This window comes from Actinoplanes campanulatus, assembly GCF_014647795.1.
Classification (GTDB): Bacteria; Actinomycetota; Actinomycetes; order Mycobacteriales; family Micromonosporaceae; genus Actinoplanes; species Actinoplanes campanulatus.
Genome location: NZ_BMPW01000028.1, coordinates 78411 through 99510 on the forward strand (window position 1 = coordinate 78411; position 21100 = coordinate 99510).

The 21100-nt window shown below is 69.5% G+C and carries 18 protein-coding genes; 10 read left to right on the forward strand and 8 right to left on the reverse strand.

The annotated features are described in order from the left end of the window. The first annotated feature begins 5 nt into the window (after nucleotides 1-5). Nucleotides 6-1007: a DUF4037 domain-containing protein gene (locus IEZ13_RS39685; RefSeq protein WP_183226678.1), complete on the forward strand. Its 1002-nt coding sequence runs from the start codon at nucleotides 6-8 to the stop codon at nucleotides 1005-1007. On the opposite strand, the gene IEZ13_RS39690 is transcribed toward IEZ13_RS39685, so the two are convergent. From IEZ13_RS39690 to IEZ13_RS39715, 6 genes are all read right to left on the reverse strand, one after another. Further along, the gene (locus IEZ13_RS39690) at nucleotides 1000-1812 is read right to left on the reverse strand and encodes a carbohydrate ABC transporter permease (protein WP_183226677.1); all 813 of its coding nucleotides are present in this window, start codon (nucleotides 1810-1812) and stop codon (nucleotides 1000-1002) included. The genes IEZ13_RS39685 and IEZ13_RS39690 overlap by 8 nt on opposite strands. Further along, nucleotides 1809-2687 carry a carbohydrate ABC transporter permease gene (locus IEZ13_RS39695; protein ID WP_203834066.1) on the reverse strand — a complete coding sequence of 293 codons (879 nt, stop codon included), beginning with the start codon at nucleotides 2685-2687 and terminating at the stop codon, nucleotides 1809-1811. The genes IEZ13_RS39690 and IEZ13_RS39695 overlap by 4 nt, the downstream gene beginning before the upstream one ends. Further along, nucleotides 2684-3985 (reverse strand): ABC transporter substrate-binding protein, encoded by a 1302-nt coding sequence (locus tag IEZ13_RS39700; RefSeq protein ID WP_183226676.1) that lies wholly within the window; start codon nucleotides 3983-3985, stop codon nucleotides 2684-2686. The genes IEZ13_RS39695 and IEZ13_RS39700 overlap by 4 nt, the downstream gene beginning before the upstream one ends. 13 nt (nucleotides 3986-3998) lie before the next feature. Further along, nucleotides 3999-6014, reverse strand: a complete 2016-nt coding sequence (locus IEZ13_RS39705; protein ID WP_229795613.1) for an alpha-galactosidase — start codon at nucleotides 6012-6014, stop codon at nucleotides 3999-4001. A gap of 13 nt (nucleotides 6015-6027) precedes the next feature. Continuing rightward, on the reverse strand, nucleotides 6028-8184 hold the full coding sequence (locus tag IEZ13_RS39710; RefSeq protein WP_183226675.1) for a CBM35 domain-containing protein: 2157 nt from the start codon (nucleotides 8182-8184) through the stop codon (nucleotides 6028-6030). Nucleotides 8185-8374: 190 nt separating this feature from the next. After that, a complete protein-coding gene (locus IEZ13_RS39715) occupies nucleotides 8375-9388 on the reverse strand; it encodes a LacI family DNA-binding transcriptional regulator (RefSeq protein ID WP_229795615.1) in 1014 nt (337 codons plus the stop codon). Nucleotides 9389-9438: 50 nt separating this feature from the next. Here IEZ13_RS39715 and IEZ13_RS39720 point away from each other — a divergent pair, with 50 nt between their 5' ends. Together IEZ13_RS39720 and IEZ13_RS39725 are read left to right on the forward strand one after the other, a co-directional pair. After that, a complete protein-coding gene (locus tag IEZ13_RS39720) occupies nucleotides 9439-9732 on the forward strand; it encodes a hypothetical protein (RefSeq protein ID WP_183226674.1) in 294 nt (97 codons plus the stop codon). Between the two features lie 112 nt (nucleotides 9733-9844). Further along, the gene (locus IEZ13_RS39725; RefSeq protein ID WP_183226673.1) at nucleotides 9845-10420 is read left to right on the forward strand and encodes a hypothetical protein; all 576 of its coding nucleotides are present in this window, start codon (nucleotides 9845-9847) and stop codon (nucleotides 10418-10420) included. A gap of 150 nt (nucleotides 10421-10570) precedes the next feature. Here the strand turns inward: IEZ13_RS39725 and IEZ13_RS39730 are convergent, their stop codons facing one another. Next, complete coding sequence (locus tag IEZ13_RS39730; RefSeq protein ID WP_183226672.1) at nucleotides 10571-10987, reverse strand: PRC-barrel domain-containing protein; 417 nt, start codon at nucleotides 10985-10987, stop codon at nucleotides 10571-10573. 738 nt (nucleotides 10988-11725) lie between these two features. Between IEZ13_RS39730 and IEZ13_RS39735 the strand changes: the two genes are divergently transcribed. Then, nucleotides 11726-13498, forward strand: a complete 1773-nt coding sequence (locus IEZ13_RS39735) for a diguanylate cyclase (RefSeq protein ID WP_229795617.1) — start codon at nucleotides 11726-11728, stop codon at nucleotides 13496-13498. Nucleotides 13499-13581: 83 nt separating this feature from the next. On the opposite strand, the gene IEZ13_RS39740 is transcribed toward IEZ13_RS39735, so the two are convergent. Next, nucleotides 13582-13908: an STAS domain-containing protein gene (locus tag IEZ13_RS39740; protein WP_183226670.1), complete on the reverse strand. Its 327-nt coding sequence runs from the start codon at nucleotides 13906-13908 to the stop codon at nucleotides 13582-13584. 354 nt (nucleotides 13909-14262) lie between these two features. Between IEZ13_RS39740 and IEZ13_RS39745 the strand changes: the two genes are divergently transcribed. The 6 genes from IEZ13_RS39745 (at nucleotide 14263) to IEZ13_RS39770 (ending at nucleotide 21078) form a co-directional block, all read left to right on the forward strand. After that, on the forward strand, nucleotides 14263-15156 hold the full coding sequence (locus IEZ13_RS39745) for a carbohydrate ABC transporter permease (RefSeq protein WP_203834065.1): 894 nt from the start codon (nucleotides 14263-14265) through the stop codon (nucleotides 15154-15156). After that, complete coding sequence (locus IEZ13_RS39750; protein ID WP_183226669.1) at nucleotides 15149-16039, forward strand: carbohydrate ABC transporter permease; 891 nt, start codon at nucleotides 15149-15151, stop codon at nucleotides 16037-16039. The genes IEZ13_RS39745 and IEZ13_RS39750 overlap by 8 nt, the downstream gene beginning before the upstream one ends. 14 nt (nucleotides 16040-16053) lie before the next feature. Then, on the forward strand, nucleotides 16054-17367 hold the full coding sequence (locus IEZ13_RS39755) for an ABC transporter substrate-binding protein (RefSeq protein ID WP_183226668.1): 1314 nt from the start codon (nucleotides 16054-16056) through the stop codon (nucleotides 17365-17367). 34 nt (nucleotides 17368-17401) lie between these two features. Then, the gene (locus IEZ13_RS47780; protein WP_183226667.1) at nucleotides 17402-19603 is read left to right on the forward strand and encodes a rhamnogalacturonan lyase; all 2202 of its coding nucleotides are present in this window, start codon (nucleotides 17402-17404) and stop codon (nucleotides 19601-19603) included. A gap of 63 nt (nucleotides 19604-19666) precedes the next feature. Then, entirely contained in the window at nucleotides 19667-20335 is a 669-nt protein-coding gene (locus IEZ13_RS39765; protein WP_183226666.1) for a ribonuclease FAU-1 family protein, read from the forward strand. Then, entirely contained in the window at nucleotides 20332-21078 is a 747-nt protein-coding gene (locus tag IEZ13_RS39770) for a maleylpyruvate isomerase family mycothiol-dependent enzyme (protein WP_183226665.1), read from the forward strand. Before IEZ13_RS39765 ends, IEZ13_RS39770 begins: the two co-directional genes overlap by 4 nt. The last annotated feature ends 22 nt before the right edge of the window (nucleotides 21079-21100 follow it).

Genomic DNA, 21100 nt, shown 5'->3' on the forward strand with positions numbered 1-21100 from the left:
CTGACATGTCCCCTGCGTTTGTGTCCGGTGTGGAACTGTCCCGCCGCTTCTACCAGTCAGTACGCCCGCTGCTGCCGACGGTGGCCCACACCGCCGCCCTGATCGGGCCCGGCTCGGAGGTCCTCGGCCTCGACACCGAGCGTTCCACCGACCACGACTGGGGGCCTCGCCTGCAACTGTTCCTGAGCGCTGCGGACCTGGCCGCCCATGGTGACGCGATCCGTGCCCGGCTGGACGCGGACCTGCCGGACACGGTCGCCGGGCACGCCACCACCGTGCTGCCGGGCCGTGGTGTGGTGGTCGCCGAGCTGGGCGCATGGCTGACCGGGCGGCTCGGGTTCGACCCGCGGGACGGTGTCACCGGCCGGGACTGGCTGGCCACCCCGGCGCAGGCGCTGGCCGAGGTCACCGCGGGGGTGGTGCACCACGACGGTCTCGACCGTCTGCACCGGGTCCGCGAATCGCTGGCCTGGTATCCCGACGACGTGTGGCGCTACGTGCTGGCCTGCCAGTGGCAGCGGATCGGCCAGGAGGAGCATTTCGTCGGCCGGTGCGGCGAGGTCGGCGACGAGCTGGGTTCGGCGGTGGTGGCGGCCCGGCTGGCCCGTGACCTGATGCGCCTGGTCCTGCTGATGAATCGCCGCTACCCGCCGTACAGCAAGTGGCTGGGCACCGCGTTCGCCCGGCTGCCCGGGGTGGACGGGCTGCGGACGGCGCTCACCGCGGGCCTGACCGCCGCCAACTGGCACGCCCGCGAGCATCACCTGGTCGTCGCGTACGAGACGGTCGCCCGCATGCACAACGATCTCGGGCTGACCGACCCGCTCGACCCGAAGGTGCGGTTCTTCTTCGACCGCCCGTTCCGGGTGATCGGCGGTGGCCGGTTCGCGCGGGCGCTGGCCGGGGACGCGGTCCGGCCGCTGATCGGGGCGGTCGACCAGTTCGCCGACAACACCGATCTACTCAGTCATGCGGAGCGGGCGCGGGCCGTGGGCACGGTCATTTGACGGCGCCCGAGGTGATGCCGGAGATGATCCGGCGCTGGGCGACGGCGAAGACGACGACCAGCGGCAGGCTCATCAGGATCACGTACGCGAAGATCAGGTGCCAGTTGTTGAGGTAGAGCCCGGCGCTGGCCACCTGGAACAGGTTCAGGGGCAGGGTGTCGATCCGGCCGCCGATGACGAAGAAGGCGTAGAAGACGTCGTTCCAGACGTACAGGCAGATCAGGATGGTGGCGGTGGCGAGAACCGGGCGCAGCAGGGGTAGCACGACACGGCGGAACACCGCGAACGGTCCGGCGCCGTCGATGCGCGCGGCCTCCTCGAGGGATTCCGGGATGGTACGCACGAAGCCCGTCACGAAGAAGACGACCGTGGACAGGTAGATCCCGACGTACACGCCGATCATCCCGACCGCGGTGCCGGCGAGGCCGAGCTGGCGCAGCAGGAGGACCACCGTGACGACCGCCGGAGGCAGGATGATGCCGCTGATGCCGAGGGCGTAGAGCACCGCGGTGAGCCGGGATCCGCGCCGGGCCAGCACCCATGCCGCCATCGAGCCGAGCAGCAGTACGATCGCCACGGTCGGCGCGACGATCAGCAGGCTGCCGAGCAGGGCGGCCGGGATGTCGGCGTCGGTCCACACCTGCCGCAGGTTGTCGAGCAGGTGCCATTCGCTGGGCGGGGTGAGGTCCGGATCGACCGCCTCCCCCTGGCTCTTGCCGGCGGTGGCGATCACCAGCCAGAGCGGCACCCCGATCACCACGGCGACCAGCAGCAGCGCGAACACGGGTTGCAGACGGCGGCTCACAGCACCTCCTCGCGTTTGCGCAGCACGTAGACGACCGGGAACGCCATGAGCGCGACCAGCAGGAACAGCACCAGGCTCATGGTGGTGGCCTGCGCGAACAGCCCCTGGCCGAAGGTCCGGTAGATGAAGATGTTGAGGATCTCGGTGGTCCGCGCGGGCCCGCCGCCGGTGGTGGCCTGCACGATGTCGAAGCCGTTCATCGAGCCGAGCAGCGCGGTGGCGACGTTGAAGGTGACCGCCGGAGCCAGCAGCGGCACCCGAATCCGCCAGAACGTCCGCCACCTCGACGCGCCGTCGATGTGGGCGGCCTCGGTCACCTCGAGTGGAATCGACTTGAGACCGGCAAGGTAGATCAACATTGACAGTCCCATCCACTTCCATGCGTGGATCAATGCGACGACCACGATCGTCCATGTGGTGTCGGCAAGCAGTCCGGACGACTTGAGCAGCGCCTGGAAGATGTAGCCGACGGCGAGCGCGGACATCAGCACCGGGATGAGGAAGAACGTGCGCGCAATCCGGTTGACCGTCGTGTCCCGTTCCAGCAGGACGGCCAGACCGAACCCGAAGACGTTCTGGAAGATCGCGACCAGTACGGCGTACACGACCGTGATCCGCAGTGACCGGAACAGCGTGCCGTCCGACGTGAGCTGGGTGAAGTTCTCCACCCCGACCGGGTTGATCTCCGCCTTGAACCCCGACCAGTCGGTGAACGCGTAGACGAAGTTGAACACGGTCGGCAGGAAGAAGAAGACCAGGAGCAGCCCGTACGCCGGAAGCAGGAACCACAGTGGATGCGTACGGCGCCGGATGGTGCCCGGGCGCGCCGACGGCAGCGCCCGGGCCGGAGCGAGTGTTTCGACTGCCGTGGTCACTTGAGGTAACCGGCGGCCTTGGCGAGCTGGACGAACTGGTCCTGGGTGGCGGTGGCCACCTGGTCGGGCGTCATGGTGCCGGCGATCATGTCGGCCAGATTGATGTACAGGTCCGGATTCGCGACGGCCAGGGCCTGCATGGAACCGACCGACGTGGGCAGTGACGCGTGCACGTCCTGGAGCGCCTTCGGCACGCCGGCCGGGCTGGCCACCGCGGTCTGCAGCGACACGGTGTTGCGGTCGGTGACGAAGTCGCTGTAGCCGGGGCCCATCCAGTAGGCGAGAAGCTGGCGGGCCGCCGATTCCCGCTTGGCGTCACCGGTCTTGAAGGCGACGAGAGCGTTCGACTGGTCCGGGATGAACGTGCCGACGTTTCCGGACGGCGAGATCGGGAAGAAGCCGATCTTCCGGTCCAGCGTGGCGGTGTCCGCTTTGGCCTGCAACTGCCCGAAGAACGAGTTCACCTGCACGACCATGGCCGCCTTGCCGTCCAGCAGCGCCGTACCCTGGTCCTCGAATTTGGCGGTCTTGATGTCGCTGTTGAACAGCCCTTCCTTGATCAGCGCGTCGTAGCGCTTGATGGTGTCGACCACCGCCGGCGAGGTGAATTTGTCCTGACCGGTGTTGATCCGATCCCACAGCCCGGCCTTCGCGGCGTCGGCGAGCTGCACCTGCACCCACCACTGGGTGGCCCACCGGTCCGCGCCCATCTCGTGGAACGGTGTGACGCCCTTGGCCTTGAGATCGCGGGCCAGCTTGATCATCTCGTCGAAGCTCTTCGGCGTCGCGGTGATCCCGTTCGCCGCGAAGACCTCCTTGTTGTAGTAGACGCCCTCGACGGCCGGGCTGGTCACCAGCGCCGCGTAGCGGGTTCCGTCGAGCAGGCCGGTGATGTCGCGCAGCGCCGGATCCATCGACGGTAGCCACGGCGCCTCGCCGAGCGGCTGGAGGTTGGTCTTGGCGTTGATGGCGGTCAGCATCGAGGCGGTGGGCTGCCAGAACGCCAGGTCCGGTTTGTCGCCGGTGGCCACCTTGGTCTGCACGCTCTGCTCGTACGGGTCCGGAACCGTGACGATCTCCACGGTGGCGCCGGTGGCCTGCTGGAAGCCCTCGACCACCTTCTTCGGGACGGTGTTGCTGTTCTGCGCGGCCCAGATGGTGAGCTTCACACCGTCCAGCTCGGCGGTCGGATCGGCCCAGGTGGCGACGGTGTCACCGCTGGTCGTGGAGGCGGACGGGTCGGTGCAGGCGGCGAGCCCCAGGGTGAGGGCGGCGCCGATGGCTATCCAGCGTTTCATCGGTGATCCTTCGTTATCGGGAGGGACGGATCCGCAGGATCCGCGCGGCATACGGGTCGGTGTCGGCGGTGGTCACGGTGAGCGAGCCGGTGGCGCTTTCCCAGCGGTACGCCCACGCGTGCAGCCGCCGCGGATAGAGCACCTCGACCGTCACCGGCTGCCCACGCAGGTGCCGGAGGTCGAGCGTCAGGTCGGTTCCGGCGCCGGCCCGCCGCCAGATCCCCAGGTAGGTGGTGTCGTGGTGGTGCAGCCCGAGGCTCAGCCACGGGTCGTCCCAGCCGGGCAACCCGAGCGGCCACACCGGTACGGTCGTGGCGAGATCGGCGCGGATGCTCCGGAAGGCCGCCACGCCCTCGCGCACCAGCGCCCGCTGCCCGTCGCTCATGGCGTCGAGCCGCCCGGACAGATAGAGCCGCCCGAGCATCCCGGTGCACATCGTGTAGGCGATCTGTTCGTCGCTCATCTCCGGCTGCGGGTAGGCCCAGCTGGCGGCCTGCTCGGGCAGGATGGACAACGGCGCGGCGACGGCGATCGGCGGATACCGGCGGAAGTCCTGCTGGTCGCTGGTGGACTGCACCTGCATCCGGCTGAGCATCGCGTAGTCGGCCCGCATCCCGCCGGACGCGCAGTTCTCCAGGATCAGGCCGGGGTGCCGGTCCAGGATCCCGTCGAGCCACCGCAGGTGGGCGCGGTTGTGGTCGAGCAGCCCGGCCCCGGCGGCGGGCGCGTCCAGGTCGGTTCCGGCGCCCGGGTCGATGTTGTAGTCGAGTTTGAGATAGCCCACCCCGAACTGCTCGACCAGCCGGTCCACCACCTCGTCCAGGTGCGCGACCGCGGCCGGATGCCGCAGGTCGAGGTGGTAGCGGCCGTGCTCGACCAGCCGGGTCCCGCCGCGCTGGAGGAACGCCTCGACGGGCAGTTTGTCGGCCATCGGGCTGCGCACGCCGATGACCTCCGGTTCCAGCCACAGCCCGGGGACCATGCCGTGTGACCGGATCCGGTCGACCACCTCGATCAGGCCGCCGGGGAAGCGGCTCGCCGACGGCTGCCACTCCCCCACGCTGTCCCACCAGGTGGTGTCGTTGTCGTACCAGCCGGCGTCGACGCAGAACACCTCGGCGCCGGCCGCGGCCGCCGCGTCGATGAGCGGCAGCAGCTTCGCCGTGGTCGGGTCGCCCATCAGCGTGTTCATGTAGTCGTTGAACACCACCGGCAGCGCGGCCCGGTCCGGGTGCGGCCGCAGCAGCCCGCGCCGGTGGGCGGTGAGCGCGGCGACCGCCCCGTCCAGGCCGTCGCCGACCGCGATCGACGCCGGGACGGTGGTGAACGACTCGCCCGGTCCGAGCGGCCGCTGCCACTGGTGATCGATGTCGGTCGGGCCGGTCAACGCCAGGTAGCCGCCGTCGAGCCGTTCGCCGGTCTCCCACCGCCACGGCCCGTTGTGCTCGACCTGCCAGGCGACCGCCGTCCCGGTGACCCGGTCGACCAGGACGCCGGTGGGCTGGCGTGCTCCGGTCGACCAGGTTCCGGTGCTGGTCACGGCGTACCGGCCGCGCCCGTCCTGACCATGGATCCGCAGGTTGAGGTCGGGCGCGTGGTCCCGCAGCGGCCGCCGGGTCCAGCGGCCCTCGCCGAGCCACTCCCCGTCCCCGCTGACCAGATCCAGGTTGTCGACGGGGCCCAGCCCGATCGCGCACGTGGTGACGCCGAGCAGCAGGACCGGCTCGGGCCCCTCGTTGGTGATCGTGGTCCGGACCTGGGTTCCGCCCGTCAGCACCACCTCGGCGGCCAGCCCGCTCTCGCCGTCCCGCAGCCGGATCCGCAGCTGGTCGCTGCCGGAAAACGAGCTGCCGGCGAAGCGGAACCGGCGGCCGATCGTCGTCTCGGAGAACCGCGCCGAGACGTGCCCGCGCCCGCTCCCGGCGGTCAGCACCTCGACCAGCGGCTGTGCCGCCCCACCGTCGAGACGCATGGTCACCGGTCCGTCCGCGGGGGTGTCGATGACGAACCGTCCCCAGGCCAAGCTCACGAAGACTCCCTACTCAGCCGAGAACGGCGGCGATCTGGATGCGGTCGATGTTCGGCGCGTAGCCGGAGGAGGCGTTGCTGAACGTGATGGTGTTGGCCCCGGCGGCCAGATCCACGTCGACCACCCTGGTCCGGTACGTGTTCCAGGCCAGCGTGTTGCGGAAGACGACCTTCTTCGCGGCGCCGCCGTTGACGCTGATGTCGGCGTACCGGTCGACGATGTTGTTGTTGTAGGCGTGGTCGCCGACCACCTCGGCGTTGGCGTAGCTCACCACCAGCCGGTAGCGGCCCGCCGACGGCACGGTCACGCCGTTGAAGCGCAGCGTGTTGGCGGCGCCGGCGCCGAGCCAGCCGACGTACCGGCCGCCCGAGGCGGCGCTGTCGGACACCACGACGGCGGTCCCGCTGAGCGTGTTGGCCGCGCTCTCGCTCTCGTACGCGCTGACGGTTCCACTCGTGGCCGCGACGTCCAGATAGTCGACATTGACGGCGTCACGGTCGTCGGTGGCGTAGGCGTTGTACTCGATCCGGTTGATCCCGGCCGGCAGGTACACCTTGGTGGTGACGGTGCGCCACGTGTTCCAGTCGGCGGTGGCGGGAAGTGCCACGTCGGTCAGGTTCGAGCCGTTCACCCGCAGCCGGATCGACCGGTCGGCCGGGGCGCCGGTGTAGGGCCCGGCGCTGTAGCGCAGGCTGAGGTTGTAGTAGCCGTCGGCGGGCGCCGTCACGACGAACTTCGTGCTCGCGGTGCTGCTCGCCCCGTACCCCTCGGTGAAGTAGGTCCCGGAGTAGCCGGTGCCGGTGCCGTAGGTGATCCGCGCGCTGCCGCCGAGTGCGGCGTATTCCGCCTCGTAGCGGCTGGTCAAGGCCGCGGTCAGGTCCTTGTTGGGGGTCAGGATGATCTGGTACGCGGAAGCGCCCTTCAGCCCGGTGAGCGGAACCGTGAGTTGCCCGCCGCTGGTGGTGAAGTCGCCCTCCCTGACCACATAGGGCCCGGTCGACGGGTTCAGGCCGGAGTTGTCGATGCCCCAGACGGTCGCGTGCACGGTCGTGCCCAGATAGCTGGGCACCCCTCGGACCTGAACGTTCGTGTCATAGGTGCCGGAGGACGGGTTGTTGCCGCCGAGGATGATCCGGGCCTGCTTCTTGCCGGAGTCCACGGCCGCGAGCCCCTGGAGGGAGCCGCCCGGCGAGGGCGGGGTGACCGCCACGGTGTTGCCGGTCAGTTCGCCGTACCACTTGTGCAGCCACCAGCCGCCGGTCGCCTGGTTGTTACGGGTGACCAGGTCGTTCAGCCCGCCGGCCGTGGTCCAGTAGGCGAGGCAGCCGTCCACCTTGCTGTTCTCGAACTTGGCGACGAACTGCACCAGGTTTCCCGGCACGCCGAGGTCGCCGGAGATCCGGCCGTACTCGTTGATGGTGATCGGCCGCGCGCTGATGCCGAGGCTCGTCTCGATCGCCCGGTAGTCGGCGTAGTGCAGGTGCCAGCTGGTGAAGAAGTCGTCGCCGAGTTCGTGCCAGGCCATCACGTCGGGCAGCACGCCGTTGTCGCGGGCGTAGGTGAGGAAGGTCCGCAGGTCGGCGGAACGGTAGGAGGCGAAGTTGGGCCCGGCGATGCGGGCACCCGGGTCGATGGAGCGGATCCGCTGGAAGACGGTCTTCCAGTCGGCGAGCAGGCCGTTGAGGTTCCCGCCGTACCAGATGGCGTCGGGCTCGTTGAACGGCACGTACACGTAGGAGCTGCGGTAGGGGTCGGCGACCACCTTGCGGGTCATCGTGTCGACCTTGGCGAGATAGTCGGCGATGCCCAGGTTCTCGTACGGCCACTGCTGGTAGATGTCCTGCATGTAGATCTGGATGTCGCGGCCGCCGGCGCGCTTGAACATCGGCGCGATCTTGAGCGCGTCGCCGTTCGGGTGCTGGAGCCCGTCCGGCGCCTTCTGGGCGGCGACCTGTGGTTTGAGGGCGGCGAGCATGGTCTCGTCGGGGATGCCCTCGTCGCCGAGGCCGTAGAGGAAGCCGGTCGCGCCGTAGCGCAACGCGCCGGTGCCGGTGGCCAGATCGACCACGAAGGTGGACGGGGCGGCATGCGCCGCGGGTGCGGTGAGCAGGGCGGCGGTCGTGGTGGCGACGACCGCGGTGGTCAGGGTCTTGCCGATTCTTCGTCTCATGGGGGTTCCACTCCGAATTCGACAGCAATCCATGTGACCGGTCACACGATGGAGGACTGCGGCTAGTGTGACCGGTCACACGTCGCAACCGGAAGACGCCGTTACGGTTTCGTTACCGATCGATTGCCGTCTGCCGCCGCCCCGTTCCGCTCCCCCGACGGCGTTCCGGCACGCGGCCTTTCGGCGCCGCCTACGGCGCGCCGGGCGCCGCCGTCGACTCGCGGATCACCAGGTGCGGAACCTCCGGCTCGGTCATCAGCGCGCCCACCAGCCGGTTCACGCACGCACGGCCCAGGCCGATGAAGTCCATCCGCACGGTGGTGAGCGCCGGCGTCCAGAACGCCGCGCCCGGCACGTCGTCGAACCCGACGATGCTCACCTCGCCGGGCACGTCACGGCCTGCCTCGTAAAGTGCCCGGCGCACCGCCAGCGCCGTGTCGTCGTTGCCGCACAGGATCGCCGTCACGTCACCGTCCGACGCCAGGTCTCGCACCGCGCGGTAGGCCGATTCCACATCCCAGCCGGCCGCCACCACCGGCGGAAGCTCGGCCCCGGCCGCCGCCAGCGCCTCCCGCCACCCGCTCTGCCTGGCGCTCGCCCGGGCTTCCGACGGGATGGCGACATGGTGGACGGTCCGGTGCCCCAGCCCCAGCAGATGCCGGGTGGCCTCGGCCGCGGCCTGCCGCTCGTCCAGGAACAGCATCGGCCGTGCCACGTCCGGCAGCCCGCCCGCCTCGGTCGCCGCCACCACCGGCACCCCGGCCGGCAACGCGCGCACCACCGCGGCCCCGGCCGGATCGAACGCCACCACCACGACACTGCCGGCGCTCGGATCGCTGAGGTGGTCGACGGCCTGACGGACGTCCGCGGCCGCCTCCGACTCGACGACCCGCACCCCGACCGCCAGGCCGAGCTGCCGTCCCGCCTCCTCCACGCCCTGGAGCACGGCGGCGTACCCGTAGAGGGTCGTGTTCGCGGTGATCACGGTGACCGCGTTCGCCCGGCCCGAGCCCAGCGTCTGCGCCGCCCGGTTCGGGCGGTAGCGCAGCCGGTCCATGGCGTCCAGAACCAGGCGACGGGTCTCCGGCCGCACCCGGGGCGAGTTGTTCAGCACCCGCGACACCGTCTGGTAGGAGACCCCCGCCGCGGCCGCCACGTCCCGGATCTGCGGCCGGTCGCCGGTCCCGCCCTCACTGTTGTCCACGCAGATACTTGTATCGCGCCGGGCACAGCCGCCACAGGTAGGGTCGGCCGGTGACGATCCAACTGTGTGTGTTGCTGTGGGCGCGCCCCGGCTCCGTCGAAGCCCTGACCGCGTACGAGGACAAGGTCCTCGCCCTGCTCCCGGAGCATGACGGCCGTCTGCTCCAGCGCGCGCACACCGCCGACGGCGCCGCCCCGGACGCCCCGGCCGAGGTGCAGCTGATCGCATTCGGCTCGCAATCCGGCTACGACGGTTTCCTGACCGACCCCCGCCGAACCGCCATGAGCGCCGAGCGGGACGCCGCGATCGCCCGCACCGACCTCTTCCCGGTCACCCTCACCTGAAGCCGGTGAGTGACCGCTACCGGCTTCGTGCCAAGCGCCGCCGGGAAGCGCCCCGGCACGGTCACGCCCCGCATAGTCTGCCGCGAAACGCCCGTTCCACCAGGGAGGACATGTGGCGGCCCAGAGTTCGGCGGCGGGGCGCCGGTGGTTCATAGCGGTCCTGCTGGTCATGGTCACGCTCGCGGTGATGACCGGCCAGATCCTGAACCGGATGGCACGGATCGGCGCCGGCCAGAACCTCAGCGGCGGGATTCCGGTGTCGAGCACCCCGTCGACGGAATCCGTACCCTCCACGCCGATCTCGCCGAAGGCGGCGGCCACCTCTCCCAGCCCGATCAAGACCCGCAAGCTGACCGAGCCGACCGCGTCCGGTCCCGCCATCGACTATTTCCGGGTGGCGTCGGAGCCGACCTGCCCGTCCGGAACCGATCAGGCCCGGCAGGAGGGCCTGCCGGTGGTCCTGGAGTGGAAGGTCACCGGCGCGCCGGCGACCACACTGGCCGTCGACGGCCCGGGCGTCTACGGCACCTATGAGGCCGTGGGCTCGGAGAAGCTGAACTTCCCGTGCGACGGCGAGGCGGGCGACTACCAGGCGCACACCTACACCCTGGTCGCGACCGGCGAGAACGGCAGCACCTCGAAGGAGCTGACGGTCAAGGCGCAGATCCACGAGATCGCCACCACCTGAGGGCACATCCTCCGCGAGCGTCACCGTCACACACGGTGACGCTCGCGGCCTCACCGTCGTTCGCCGCCCCGGCCTGGTTGCCCGCCTCGCGCCAGGAGACCCCGGAGAGGGTACGGCCGAAGCGCCCTCGATCCTCCGTCCGCCGGGTGGTCAGCGGATGCCGGGGAACGGCGGGTACATGTATCCGGGCGCCCAGTACGGCGGGTAGCCGTAGTGGCCGTAGATCTTCTCGTAGTAGTCGTTCTGGTCGACAAGGTCCGGGTCGTACGGTGGCGCGCCCGCGATCCGGTCCTTGGCCGAGTCGATGAGCACCTCGTCGTCGGTGACCCGGCGGACGGCGTCGACCGGGATGAACGACGAGACGGCGCCGATCCCGAGGATGCCCCCGTGTGCCACGCGCAGGAACCGCACATGGTTCTCGGCGGTGTCCACCAGCAGGTCCGCGACGGTGCCGACCTTCTCACCGTTGCTGTCGATCACGGCGCGGCCCCGCACGTCCTGCTCCGGGTCGGCGATCATCTGGTCGGTGTCGCTCAGCGGTGTCAGGGTGCCGATCGGTTCTTCCATCACCGCCACCTCCTTCCCGCCGTGCATACCCAACCGCGCCGCTGTTCATGTGACCATCCGAACCCGCCACACCGCAGCCGATCACGCGCTGTCGCCGAACGGTCCCGGCTGGCGCCCAGCGCTGACCACGCTGGTCGATTGCCCCACTGCCGTCCGCCGCCCGCGCTGTCCGGCCCGGCGGCCGCTCACGTCGCGCCGTCCGTGTGCCCGGCCTGCCGCCATGACGCGGGCGGGCGACCACGCAAACCGTTACGTGTGCGCTGGTCGGCGCAACGAGCCGGGGGGACGGACAGAGGACCGACTGACCAGCAGAGTCAGCACCGACGACCAGCCGGACAAGATCACCACCCCGCACGCCCGGCGGGCGCGGCACGGTCTGGAGTGGCAGCAGGCTCGCGTGCCACCCACTCACGCCCGGCGGGCGCGGCACGGTCTGGAGTGGCAGCAGGCTCGCGTGCCACCCACTCACGCCCGGCGGGCGCGGCACGGTCTGGAGTGGCAGCGGCTCGCGGGAACACACGGGTTCGGCCGCTGTTGCCGGGGGCCGCTACGCCGTACCGATGACGGGTTTTCTCTTCAGTCGCCCTCGGCCGCGCCGACAAGGCGGGAAGGCCGGGGAGGTGGACATTGGGCATGCTGCACGACAGAGGTTGGCGTCGCACGGCCGGTGGCCGGGTGCCGGATGCCGCGTCGCGGTGGATTCGCGGTGCTGTGGCGGCGGTCTACCTGTTGCTCTCGGTGACGAATTTTCTCACGCTGGACGGTTCGGCACGGACCGTGATGACGGTGCTCTACGGGGCGACGGCTGCGCTGCTGTGCCTGGCCGCCATGCCGGTGACGGCTCGCAGGTGGCGGATGCTGGCTCGCGGGCGTGGCGAGTGGCTGGCGTTCCTGCCTGTGGCCGACAGCGTGGTCCAGGTGGCCATGACCGGCCGGCTGCACTACACGACCTCCCTGATGTTGACGCTGCTCGGGCTCGGCGCGGCGGTGACGTCCCGGCGGCTCGCCGCGGTGGCGAGCCTGGCGGGCCTGACCGGCTGGGTCGCGACGGTGGTCGCTCTGCCCGAGTTGCGTGGCTCCGAGCTGGGGCATTACAGCCTGCAACTGGCCTTCGCGGTGGTTCTCGGCGCGCTGATGCACGAGGCGCTGCGCCGGCGTCAGCGGCAGCTGCGATCGGTGCACGAGCGCGCGGTGACGGTCGCGGACGGCTTCGAGCGGCTCTTCCACGCGTCGCCGTCCGGCGTGGCGATCGCGGATGACGAGGGGCAGGTGATCGCTGCGAATCCGGCCTTCTGCGAGCTGGTGGGTCAGCCCGCGGACGACGTAGTGGGCGGGAGCATGCGGCGTTACCTGCTCGAAGACGGCGCCGACGAGGGCCAGCGCGAGATCACCCGGCCGGACGGCAGCGTGCGGTGGGCCTATCTGACGATCGGGCGCAGCAACGTCGGCAAGGAAGTGAAGGACGTCCGGCGGCAGCAGTCGTGGACGCTGATCCAGCTCCAGGACATCACGGAGCGTCATCTGGCTGAGGAAGCTGTGCGTGACTCTCACCGACTGGTGGCGGCGGTGGGCGCGGCGGCCCGGCGGATTCGCACCGGGGAGGACGCGCGGACCACGATCATCGCGGCGATCCGGGATCTGGCGTACGCCGACAACGTGACGCTGTTGGAGCCGGCCGACTGCGGATCCGTGCTGGTGGCGACCGGGGCCGACGGTGCCGACGTGATCGGTACGCGGGTGCCGCTGGACGGCTCGTCGATGATCGCCCGGGTCTACCACAGCGGGGAGCCGATCTTCCTGGCCGATCCGGCCAAGGATCCGCGGGTCTCGACGGCGCTGCTCAGCATGGTCGACGGTAAGTCGATGCTGTGGCAGCCGGTCGTGGTGAACGGCATGATCATGGCGGTGCTCGTGGTCGGCTGGACGCGACGGGTCGAGTCGGTGAGCGACAACCGGTTCCTGGCGGTCGGGCTGCTGGCCGACGAGACGGCGCTGGCTCTGGACCATGATCGGCTGTTGCGACGGCTGGAGCGGATGGCGTTCACGGACACGCTGACCGGGGTGCCGAACCGGCGGGCCTGGCAGGAGAACATGATCCGGCTCTGCGGCGAGGCGCGGGCCACGGGTGCGCCGCTGACGGTGGCGATCGCCGATCTCGATCATTTCAAGCGATACAACGACACGTACGGGCACGCCGCCGGCGACGACCTGTTGCAGCGGGCCGCGGGTGCGTTCGGCGGCGAGTTGCGCGAGGACGACTTCCTGGCGCGCTGGGGTGGCGAAGAGTTCGTGATCGCGCTGCCGGGCGCCGGCGCGGCCGAGGCGGTGGCCGTGCTGGAGAGGTTGCGGACGGCGATGCCGGACGGGCAGACGTGCAGCATCGGTTGTGCCACCTGGAACACCACCGAGTCGGTCGAGCAACTGTTGCAGCGCGCCGACGACGCCCTCTACGTGGCGAAGAACGACGGCCGCAACCGAATCCGGACATCCGAGGTGGCGCTCACCGCGTGATGTCGCGAAGCCGGTGATGTACGACCGAGGTGGCACTCACCGCGTGATGTCGCGAAGCCGGTGATGTACGACCGAGGTGGCGCTCACCGCGTGATGTCGCGAAGCCGGTGATGGGCGACGCCGGCCGCGGCCAGTTGTCTGGCCACCGGTTCCGGTGAGTGGTCGAGGTAGACGGCGACGTGCTGGACGTCGCCGAGGTGGCAGGCGGCCGCCAGGGCACCGAGGCTGATCGCGTCGATCTCCCGAACTCCGGCCAGGTCGAGGATCAGGCAGGACGGCCGGGTGTGCCGGATGGCGTGGATGAGGGTGTGGCGTAGATCAGCCGCATGTTCGGCGTTGAGCACGCCACGGAGCTGGATGACAAGGGTTCCGTCGGGGCCGGTGTTGACGGCGACCGTGGTAGCGGTCATCGCTTTTGCCTTCCGTTACCCGGCGTTCGCCGGGGCTCAAGGTTAGAACCTTCGACGGGCCTGGTCGAGGTGTGACCGGGAATTTCACCTGGTGACGGGAACATCGTCCGGAGGGCGTGGGCCGGGTGGCCGGCGCACCGGTTGAATCATTCAAAGATGATCTTGCGAGCGAGGCGGACGGCCCGCGCTTGCGACATCTGAAACGATCCAGAATTTACAGCGGTGAAACCGTTGACGTGTTCGTCGCACCCATGCAGACTCCGTGGAAAGCGCTTTCCTCCTGCTGAAATCACCGGCCGGGAGGTGAGCGCTTCGTTCTAGCTGCTCACTGGGTTCGACGAGAAGGAGGGTCATGTGAGCACCCTCGGCTCTGCGCGTAAACGTGACAACAAGGCCGCGTATCTGTTCCTGTTGCCCTGGTTCGCCGGGCTGGTTCTGATCACTGCTGGGCCGGTGACGGCGTCGTTGGTGCTCGGGTTCACCGACTACAACCTGATCCAGCCGCCGGAGTTCAACGGTTTGGAGAACATCACCCGGATGCTCGGCGATCAGCGGCTGCATCACGCGCTCGGCGTCACGTTCAAATACGTGCTGATCTCGGTGCCGTTGCAGCTGGCGGCGGCGTTGGGGTTGGCGATGCTGCTGGATCGGGGGATGCGCGGGCTGGCGTTCTACCGCTCGGCGTTCTACCTGCCGTCGCTGCTGGGGTCGAGTGTCGCGATCGCGGTGTTGTGGCGGCAGATCTTCGGCGCCGAAGGCTTGTTCAACCAGTTGCTCAACCTGTTCGGAATAACCGGACGCGGCTGGATCTCGGATCCCGATACCGCACTGTCCACGTTGATCGTGTTGAACGTGTGGACGTTCGGCGCCCCCATGGTGATCTTCCTGGCCGGGTTGCGGCAGATCCCGGTCATGTACTACGAAGCCGCCCAGGTCGACGGCGCCAGCCGATGGCTGCAGTTTCGCCGGATCACGGTGCCGCTGCTGTCACCGATCATCTTCTTCAACCTGGTGCTCCAGATCATCCACGCGTTCCAGTCGTTCACCCAGGCATTCGTCGTCTCCGGCGGCACCGGCGGCCCCTCCGACTCGACCATGTTCTACACCCTCTACCTCTACCAGCGCGGCTTCCACAACTTCGACATGGGCTACGCCTCCGCCCTGGCCTGGCTCCTGCTGATCATCATCGCCGCGTTCACCGCCATCAATTTCTGGGCCGCGAAGAAGTGGGTCTTCTACGATGACTGACCTCAAAGAACGCCCCACCCCCGCACTGGCCGCCGCACCAGCACCGGCCCGCATCCGCAGCCGGGGACACAGCCTGCTCAAACACACCGGCCTCGGCCTGCTCACCCTGATCATGCTGTACCCGGTGCTGTGGATGGTGGTCAGCTCCCTACGCCCGAACAACGTCATCTTCCGCTCCCCAGGCCTGGTCCTGGACGGCCTGGAAACCCAGAACTACGGCGAAGGCTGGAACGCGCTGGCCTCCCCGTTCGGCCACTACCTGCTCAACTCCGCGATCGTCGTGCTCGGCTGCATCATCGGCAACCTGGTCTCCTGCTCGATGGCCGCCTACGCCTTCGCCCGCCTCGACTTCACCGGCAAGAAACTGTGGTTCGCGGTCATGCTCGGCACCATCATGCTGCCGATCCACGTACTGATCGTGCCGCAGTACATCGCCTTCTCGAACCTCGGCTGGATCAACACGTTCCTCCCGCTGATCGTCCCCAAACTGCTGGCCACCGACGCGTTCTTCGTGTTCCTGATGGTCCAGTTCATCCGCGGCCTGCCCACCGAACTCGACGAGGCCGCCCGCATCGACGGCGCCGGCCACCCCCGCATCTTCGCCCAGGTCATCCTGCCGCTCATGCTGCCCGCCCTGGCCACCACCACGATCTTCACGTTCATCTGGACCTGGAACGACTTCTTCAGCCAGCTCATCTACCTGACCGACCCGGACATGTACACCGTCCCGGTCGCCCTGCGCTCCTTCGTCGACGCCACCGTGTCCACCTCGTGGGGCTCCATGTTCGCGATGAGCGTCGTCTCCCTGCTCCCGATCTTCCTCGCCTTCCTTCTCGGCCAGCGCTACCTGGTCAAAGGCATAGCCACCACCGGAATCAAATAACAGGAGGAATCGACATGCATAACGGTCTTTCCCGGCGCTCCCTGCTCTCCCTCGGTGCCGGCGCCGCCGCCGCGTCCGCTCTGGCCGCCTGCGGCGGTGGCGGTGGCGACGCCGGCGGAGAGATCTCCAAGGACGCGGTGAAGCTGCGTTTCACCTGGTGGGGATCGGACGCCCGGCACAAGCGGACGCAGCAGGCCATCGACATGTTCACGAAGAAGTACCCGAACATCACCGTCTCCGGTGAGTTCAAGGAGTGGAACGGCTACTGGGACAGCCTCGCCACCACGGTCGCCGCCAACGACGCCCCCGACATCATCCAGATGGACGAGCTCTACCTCGCCTCCTACGCCGAACGCGGCGCCCTGCTCGACCTCGGCACCGCCACGAAGCACCTGAAGGTTGACGGCATCGACCCGGCGGCCCTCGACACCGGCAAGGTCGACGGGAAGCAGTACGCCGTGCCGACCGGTGTGGCCGCGTACTCGATCGTCGCCAACACCACCCTGCTGGAGCAGTACAAGATCCCGGTGCCCGACGACTCCACCTGGACCTGGGACGACCTCAAGCGCATCGGCCTCGAAGTGTCGAAGGCCAGCGGCGGCAAGGTCACCGGCGTACAGTCCTGGGGCTTCGATGCCGGTGGCGTGAACATCTGGGCCCGCCAGGCCGGCGCCACCCTCTACGACGCGTCCGGCAAGGTGTCCATCCCGCCCGCCGTGCTGGCCGGATACTGGCAGTACCTGCTGGATCTCGCCAAGCAGGGCATCGCCCCGGCGCCGTCGGTGACGGTCGAGCGGGCCGGCGCGTCACTGGACCAGTCCGGCACCGCCACCAACACCTCCGCGTTCGGCACCTGGTGGAACACCCAGCTCACCTCGCTGTCGGCGGCCAGCGGCCAGCAGCTCAAGCTCCTCAAGCTGCCCACCAACGGCCAGGCCGCCGCCGCGGAGAGCCCGTACTACAAGCCGTCGATGTTCTGGTCGGTCTCGTCCCGGTCGAAGCACCCGGCCGAGGCCGCCCTGTTCGTCGACTTCCTGCTGAACACCACCGAGGCCGGCGAGGTGCTGCTCACCGACCGCGGTGTGCCCTCGAACAGCACGGTCCGGTCGGCGATCACCGGAAAACTGGCCGACACCGACAAGGCCGCCGCCGAGTACCTGGCCGCCCTCAAGGTCGGCGCCGCCCCGCGCGTCACCCCCAACGGCGCGAGCGGCATCGAGGCGATCCTCAAGCGGCACACCGAAGAGGTGCTCTTCGAGCGGCAGACCCCGCAGGCCGCGGCCGAGTCGTTCATCAAGGAACTCCAGACCGAGATCGACGCCGCCTGACGCTCCACCCCATCCCCCATTTCCAGGAGAGAGCATGGACGCTCGTACCGGAAAGTTGTTGAAAGCCTGCACGGCGGCCATGCTCCTGGCCGCCGCCATCCCCTCGTCCGCCGCGGCGCACCCACCGCGCGGACCGCAGCTGGAACGCCTGGACCGCGGCCTGGTGGCCACCACGACCGGCGAAGGCGTCTTCCTGAGCTGGCGGCTGCTCGGCACCGAGGCCACCGGTTCCTCGCCGACCGGGCTGACCGGCCGGAACTTCGACGTCTACCGCGACGGCCGGAAGATCGCGACCGTCACCGACAGCACCAACTATCTAGACAAAGAGGGCACCGCGACCTCGAAGTACCGGGTCGCGGGCGCCACCGCCACACCGTGGGCCACCAACTACCGTGACCTGCCGTTGCAGAAGCCGGCGGACGGCGTGACGCCCGCCGGGGAGACCTACACGTATTCGGCCAACGACATGAGCGTCGGCGATGTGGACGGGGACGGGAGATACGAATACATCGTCAAGTGGGACCCGTCCAACTCGAAGGACGTGTCCCAGGTCGGCTGGACCGGACCGGTCTACGTCGACACGTACCGGGCCGACGGCACCCTGCTGCACCGCATCGACCTGGGCGTGAACATCCGGGCCGGAGCGCACTACACGCAGTTCCTGGTCTACGACTTCGACGGCGACGGCCGCGCCGAGATGATGATGAAGACCGCGCCGGGCACGAAGACCATCCGCAACGGCCGGGAACACTACATCACCACGCCGGGTCACTCGCCCACCGAGGACTACCGGATGAGCGCCGCCGACTACTACCAGCACATCGTGGACATGTTCCTCGGCTGGCACGTACATCCGGAGGTGGTCGCCGGGAACTGGCCGGCCACCCTGGAGCAGGCGTTCGGCATCGAGCCGCGGTATCAGTACCCGCTCAGCCGGGCCGACGCCGAGGCGCTGACCGACTACTTCATGGACGTCTACGCGCCGTCCCGCAGCACCCGCAACAACCTGCGCACCTTCGAGGGTTTCATCGTTGACGGGCCCGAGTACCTGACCGTCTTCGACGGGGCCACCGGCCGTGAGTTGCAGACCATCGACTACAAGCCGGGCCGCCACGACGACGGCCTGATGTGGGGCGACTACGCGATGGCGCGGATCGAGCCGGGCAACCGGGTCGACCGGTTCCTGTCCGGAGTGGCCTACCTCGACGGGAAACGGCCGTCGGCGGTGTTCGCCCGGGGCTACTACACCCGCACCACGCTGGTCGCCTACCACTGGAACGGGCGGCGGCTGGTCGAGAACTGGTACGTCGACTCCGGCTGGACGCCGATGACGAACCCGTTCAACGACTCGCCGCACGGCCGGGACGGCACCGATCCCGAGTACGGCAGGCTCACCACGCAGGGCTTCCACTCGCTCAGCGCCGCCGACGTCGACCTCGACGGAAAGCAGGAGATCGTCTACGGTTCCGCCACGATCGACCACGACGGCGACGTCCTGTACTCGTCGTTCGGCACCCTTCCGGCCGGCGGGCAGGCGCGACTCGGCCACGGCGACGCGATGCACGTGACCGACATCGATCCGGACCGGCCCGGCCAGGAGATCTTCACCGTGCACGAGGGCGCGACGTCGGCGCCCTACGGCATGGCGATGCGCGACGCGGCCACCGGCGAGGTGCTCTTCGGCACCTACTCCGGGCGCGACACCGGGCGCGGCATGATCGGCGACGTGCTGTCCGGCACCCGGGGCATCGAGTCGTGGGCGAGCATGCCCGGCGGGTCCGAGGCGCTCGGCCTGCACAGCGCCAAGGGCGAGATCCTGACAAACACCATTCCCGGTACGAATCAGAGCATCCGCTGGTCGGCCGACCTCACCACACAGATCGTCAACGGGGCGCAGACCGTCACGCCGACGATCGACGACTGGAACCGTGGCCGCCTGCTGACCGCCGAGGGGACGCTCGCCAACAACGGGACGAAGGGCAACCCGAGCCTGGTCGCCGACATCCTCGGTGACTGGCGTGAGGAGTTGCTGGTCCGGACCGCCGACTCGTCGGCGATCCGGATCTACCTGAGCACCGAGGTGACGAACCACAAGCTGTACACGCTCATGCACGACCCGCAGTACCGGGTCGAGGTGGCGCGCCAGCAGACCACGTACAACCAGCCGTCGTACCCGAGCTTCTATCTGGCCTCGGACACCGACTGGTCGACGGTGCCGCTGCCCGGCCGTCGCTGATCCACCCGCCGCGGGCGGCCCGGTCCGGGCCGTCCGCGGCGGCGGCTCGATAGCCTCGACCCCATGTCGAAGGAGAACGTCGAGTTCGTGCCCGGTGAGACCGTCTACCTGCGGCACGCCCAGCGGGAGCAGGTGGGGATGGTGTTCCCGCTGCGGGTGGTCGAGGAGCGCGGCGACGCGGTCGTGCTGTGGGCGCCGGCCGGAACGCGGGGCTGGCACACCAACATGCCGGACGGCCGGAGCATGGGGCAGACGCCGCTGCCGGAGTGGTCGGCGACCCGACGGGTCCCGGCGCCGCACACCATCGACCACGGGGTGCTCAGCTGGCATCCGCGCGGGCGGGACTACTCGATCCGATGGTTCTTCCGGCCGGACGGCACCTTTTACCGGTGGTACGCGAACCTGGAGGCCCCGTCGGTCCTCTGGCGCGACGGCGGGCTGGCCGGATTGGACACCGCCGACTGGGATCTGGACGTGGTGATCGAACCGGACCGCAGCTGGGCCTGGAAGGACGAGGAGCTGTTCGCGGAGCGGCTCACGATGCCGGAGGCGTACTGGGTGGACGACGAGGACCGGGTCCGCCGGGCCGGCAAGGAGGTCATCGCGCTGGTCGAGGCGGGCGCGTTCCCGTTCGACGGCACCTGGTGCGGCTTCCGCCCGGATCCCGCCTGGCCGCCGCTGTCGCCGGAGCTGCCGGCGGGTTGGGACCGCCCCGTACAGTGGCCGGCATGAACAGCCGTCCCGGCGTGATCGACGATCTCGCGGCCGAGCAGGACCAACTGGAATCGGTGCTGGCCCGGCTCACACCCGCCGACTGGCTGTCCCCGTCGGCGGCCGCCGGCTGGACCGTCGCCGACGTCGTGCTGCACCTGGCCCAGACCGAGGAGGCGGTGCCGGTCGCGCTGAGCGGCGCGCCGGACGCCATCGGCTGGCGGGATCTCGGCGACAACGTCGATGACGCCATGAACGCGCTGGTCCGGGCCGAGCCGGCCGCGCCCGCCGAGGTGTTCGCACGGTGGCGGGCGGCGCGGCGCGCATCGGTCGCGGCGCTGCGGACGGCCGATCCGAAGCAGCCGGTGCAGTGGGTGGCGTCGTCGCTGAAGCCGCCGACGCTGGCCACCACCCGGCTGGCCGAGCACTGGGCGCACGCCCTGGACATCACCGGGCCGCTCGGCATCGGCTACCCGGACAGCATGCGCCTGCGGCACATCGCCTGGCTGGGCTTCCACACGCTGCCGTACGCGTACCGCCTGGCCGGGCAGCCGGCCCCCGATCTGTTCTGCGAGCTGACCGCGCCCGACGGCGCCACCTGGCGGTTCGGCGATCCGGTGGCCGAGTCGGCGATCACCGGTCCGGCCGGGGCGTTCTGCCGGGTCGGGGCTCTGCGGCTGGCCCCGGCCGACTCCGGGCTCACGACGCGCGGGCCGCACGCCGAGGCGGCCCTGCACGCCCTACGCAACTACGCCGCCACCTGAGCGATCCGTCCGGCCGTCCGGC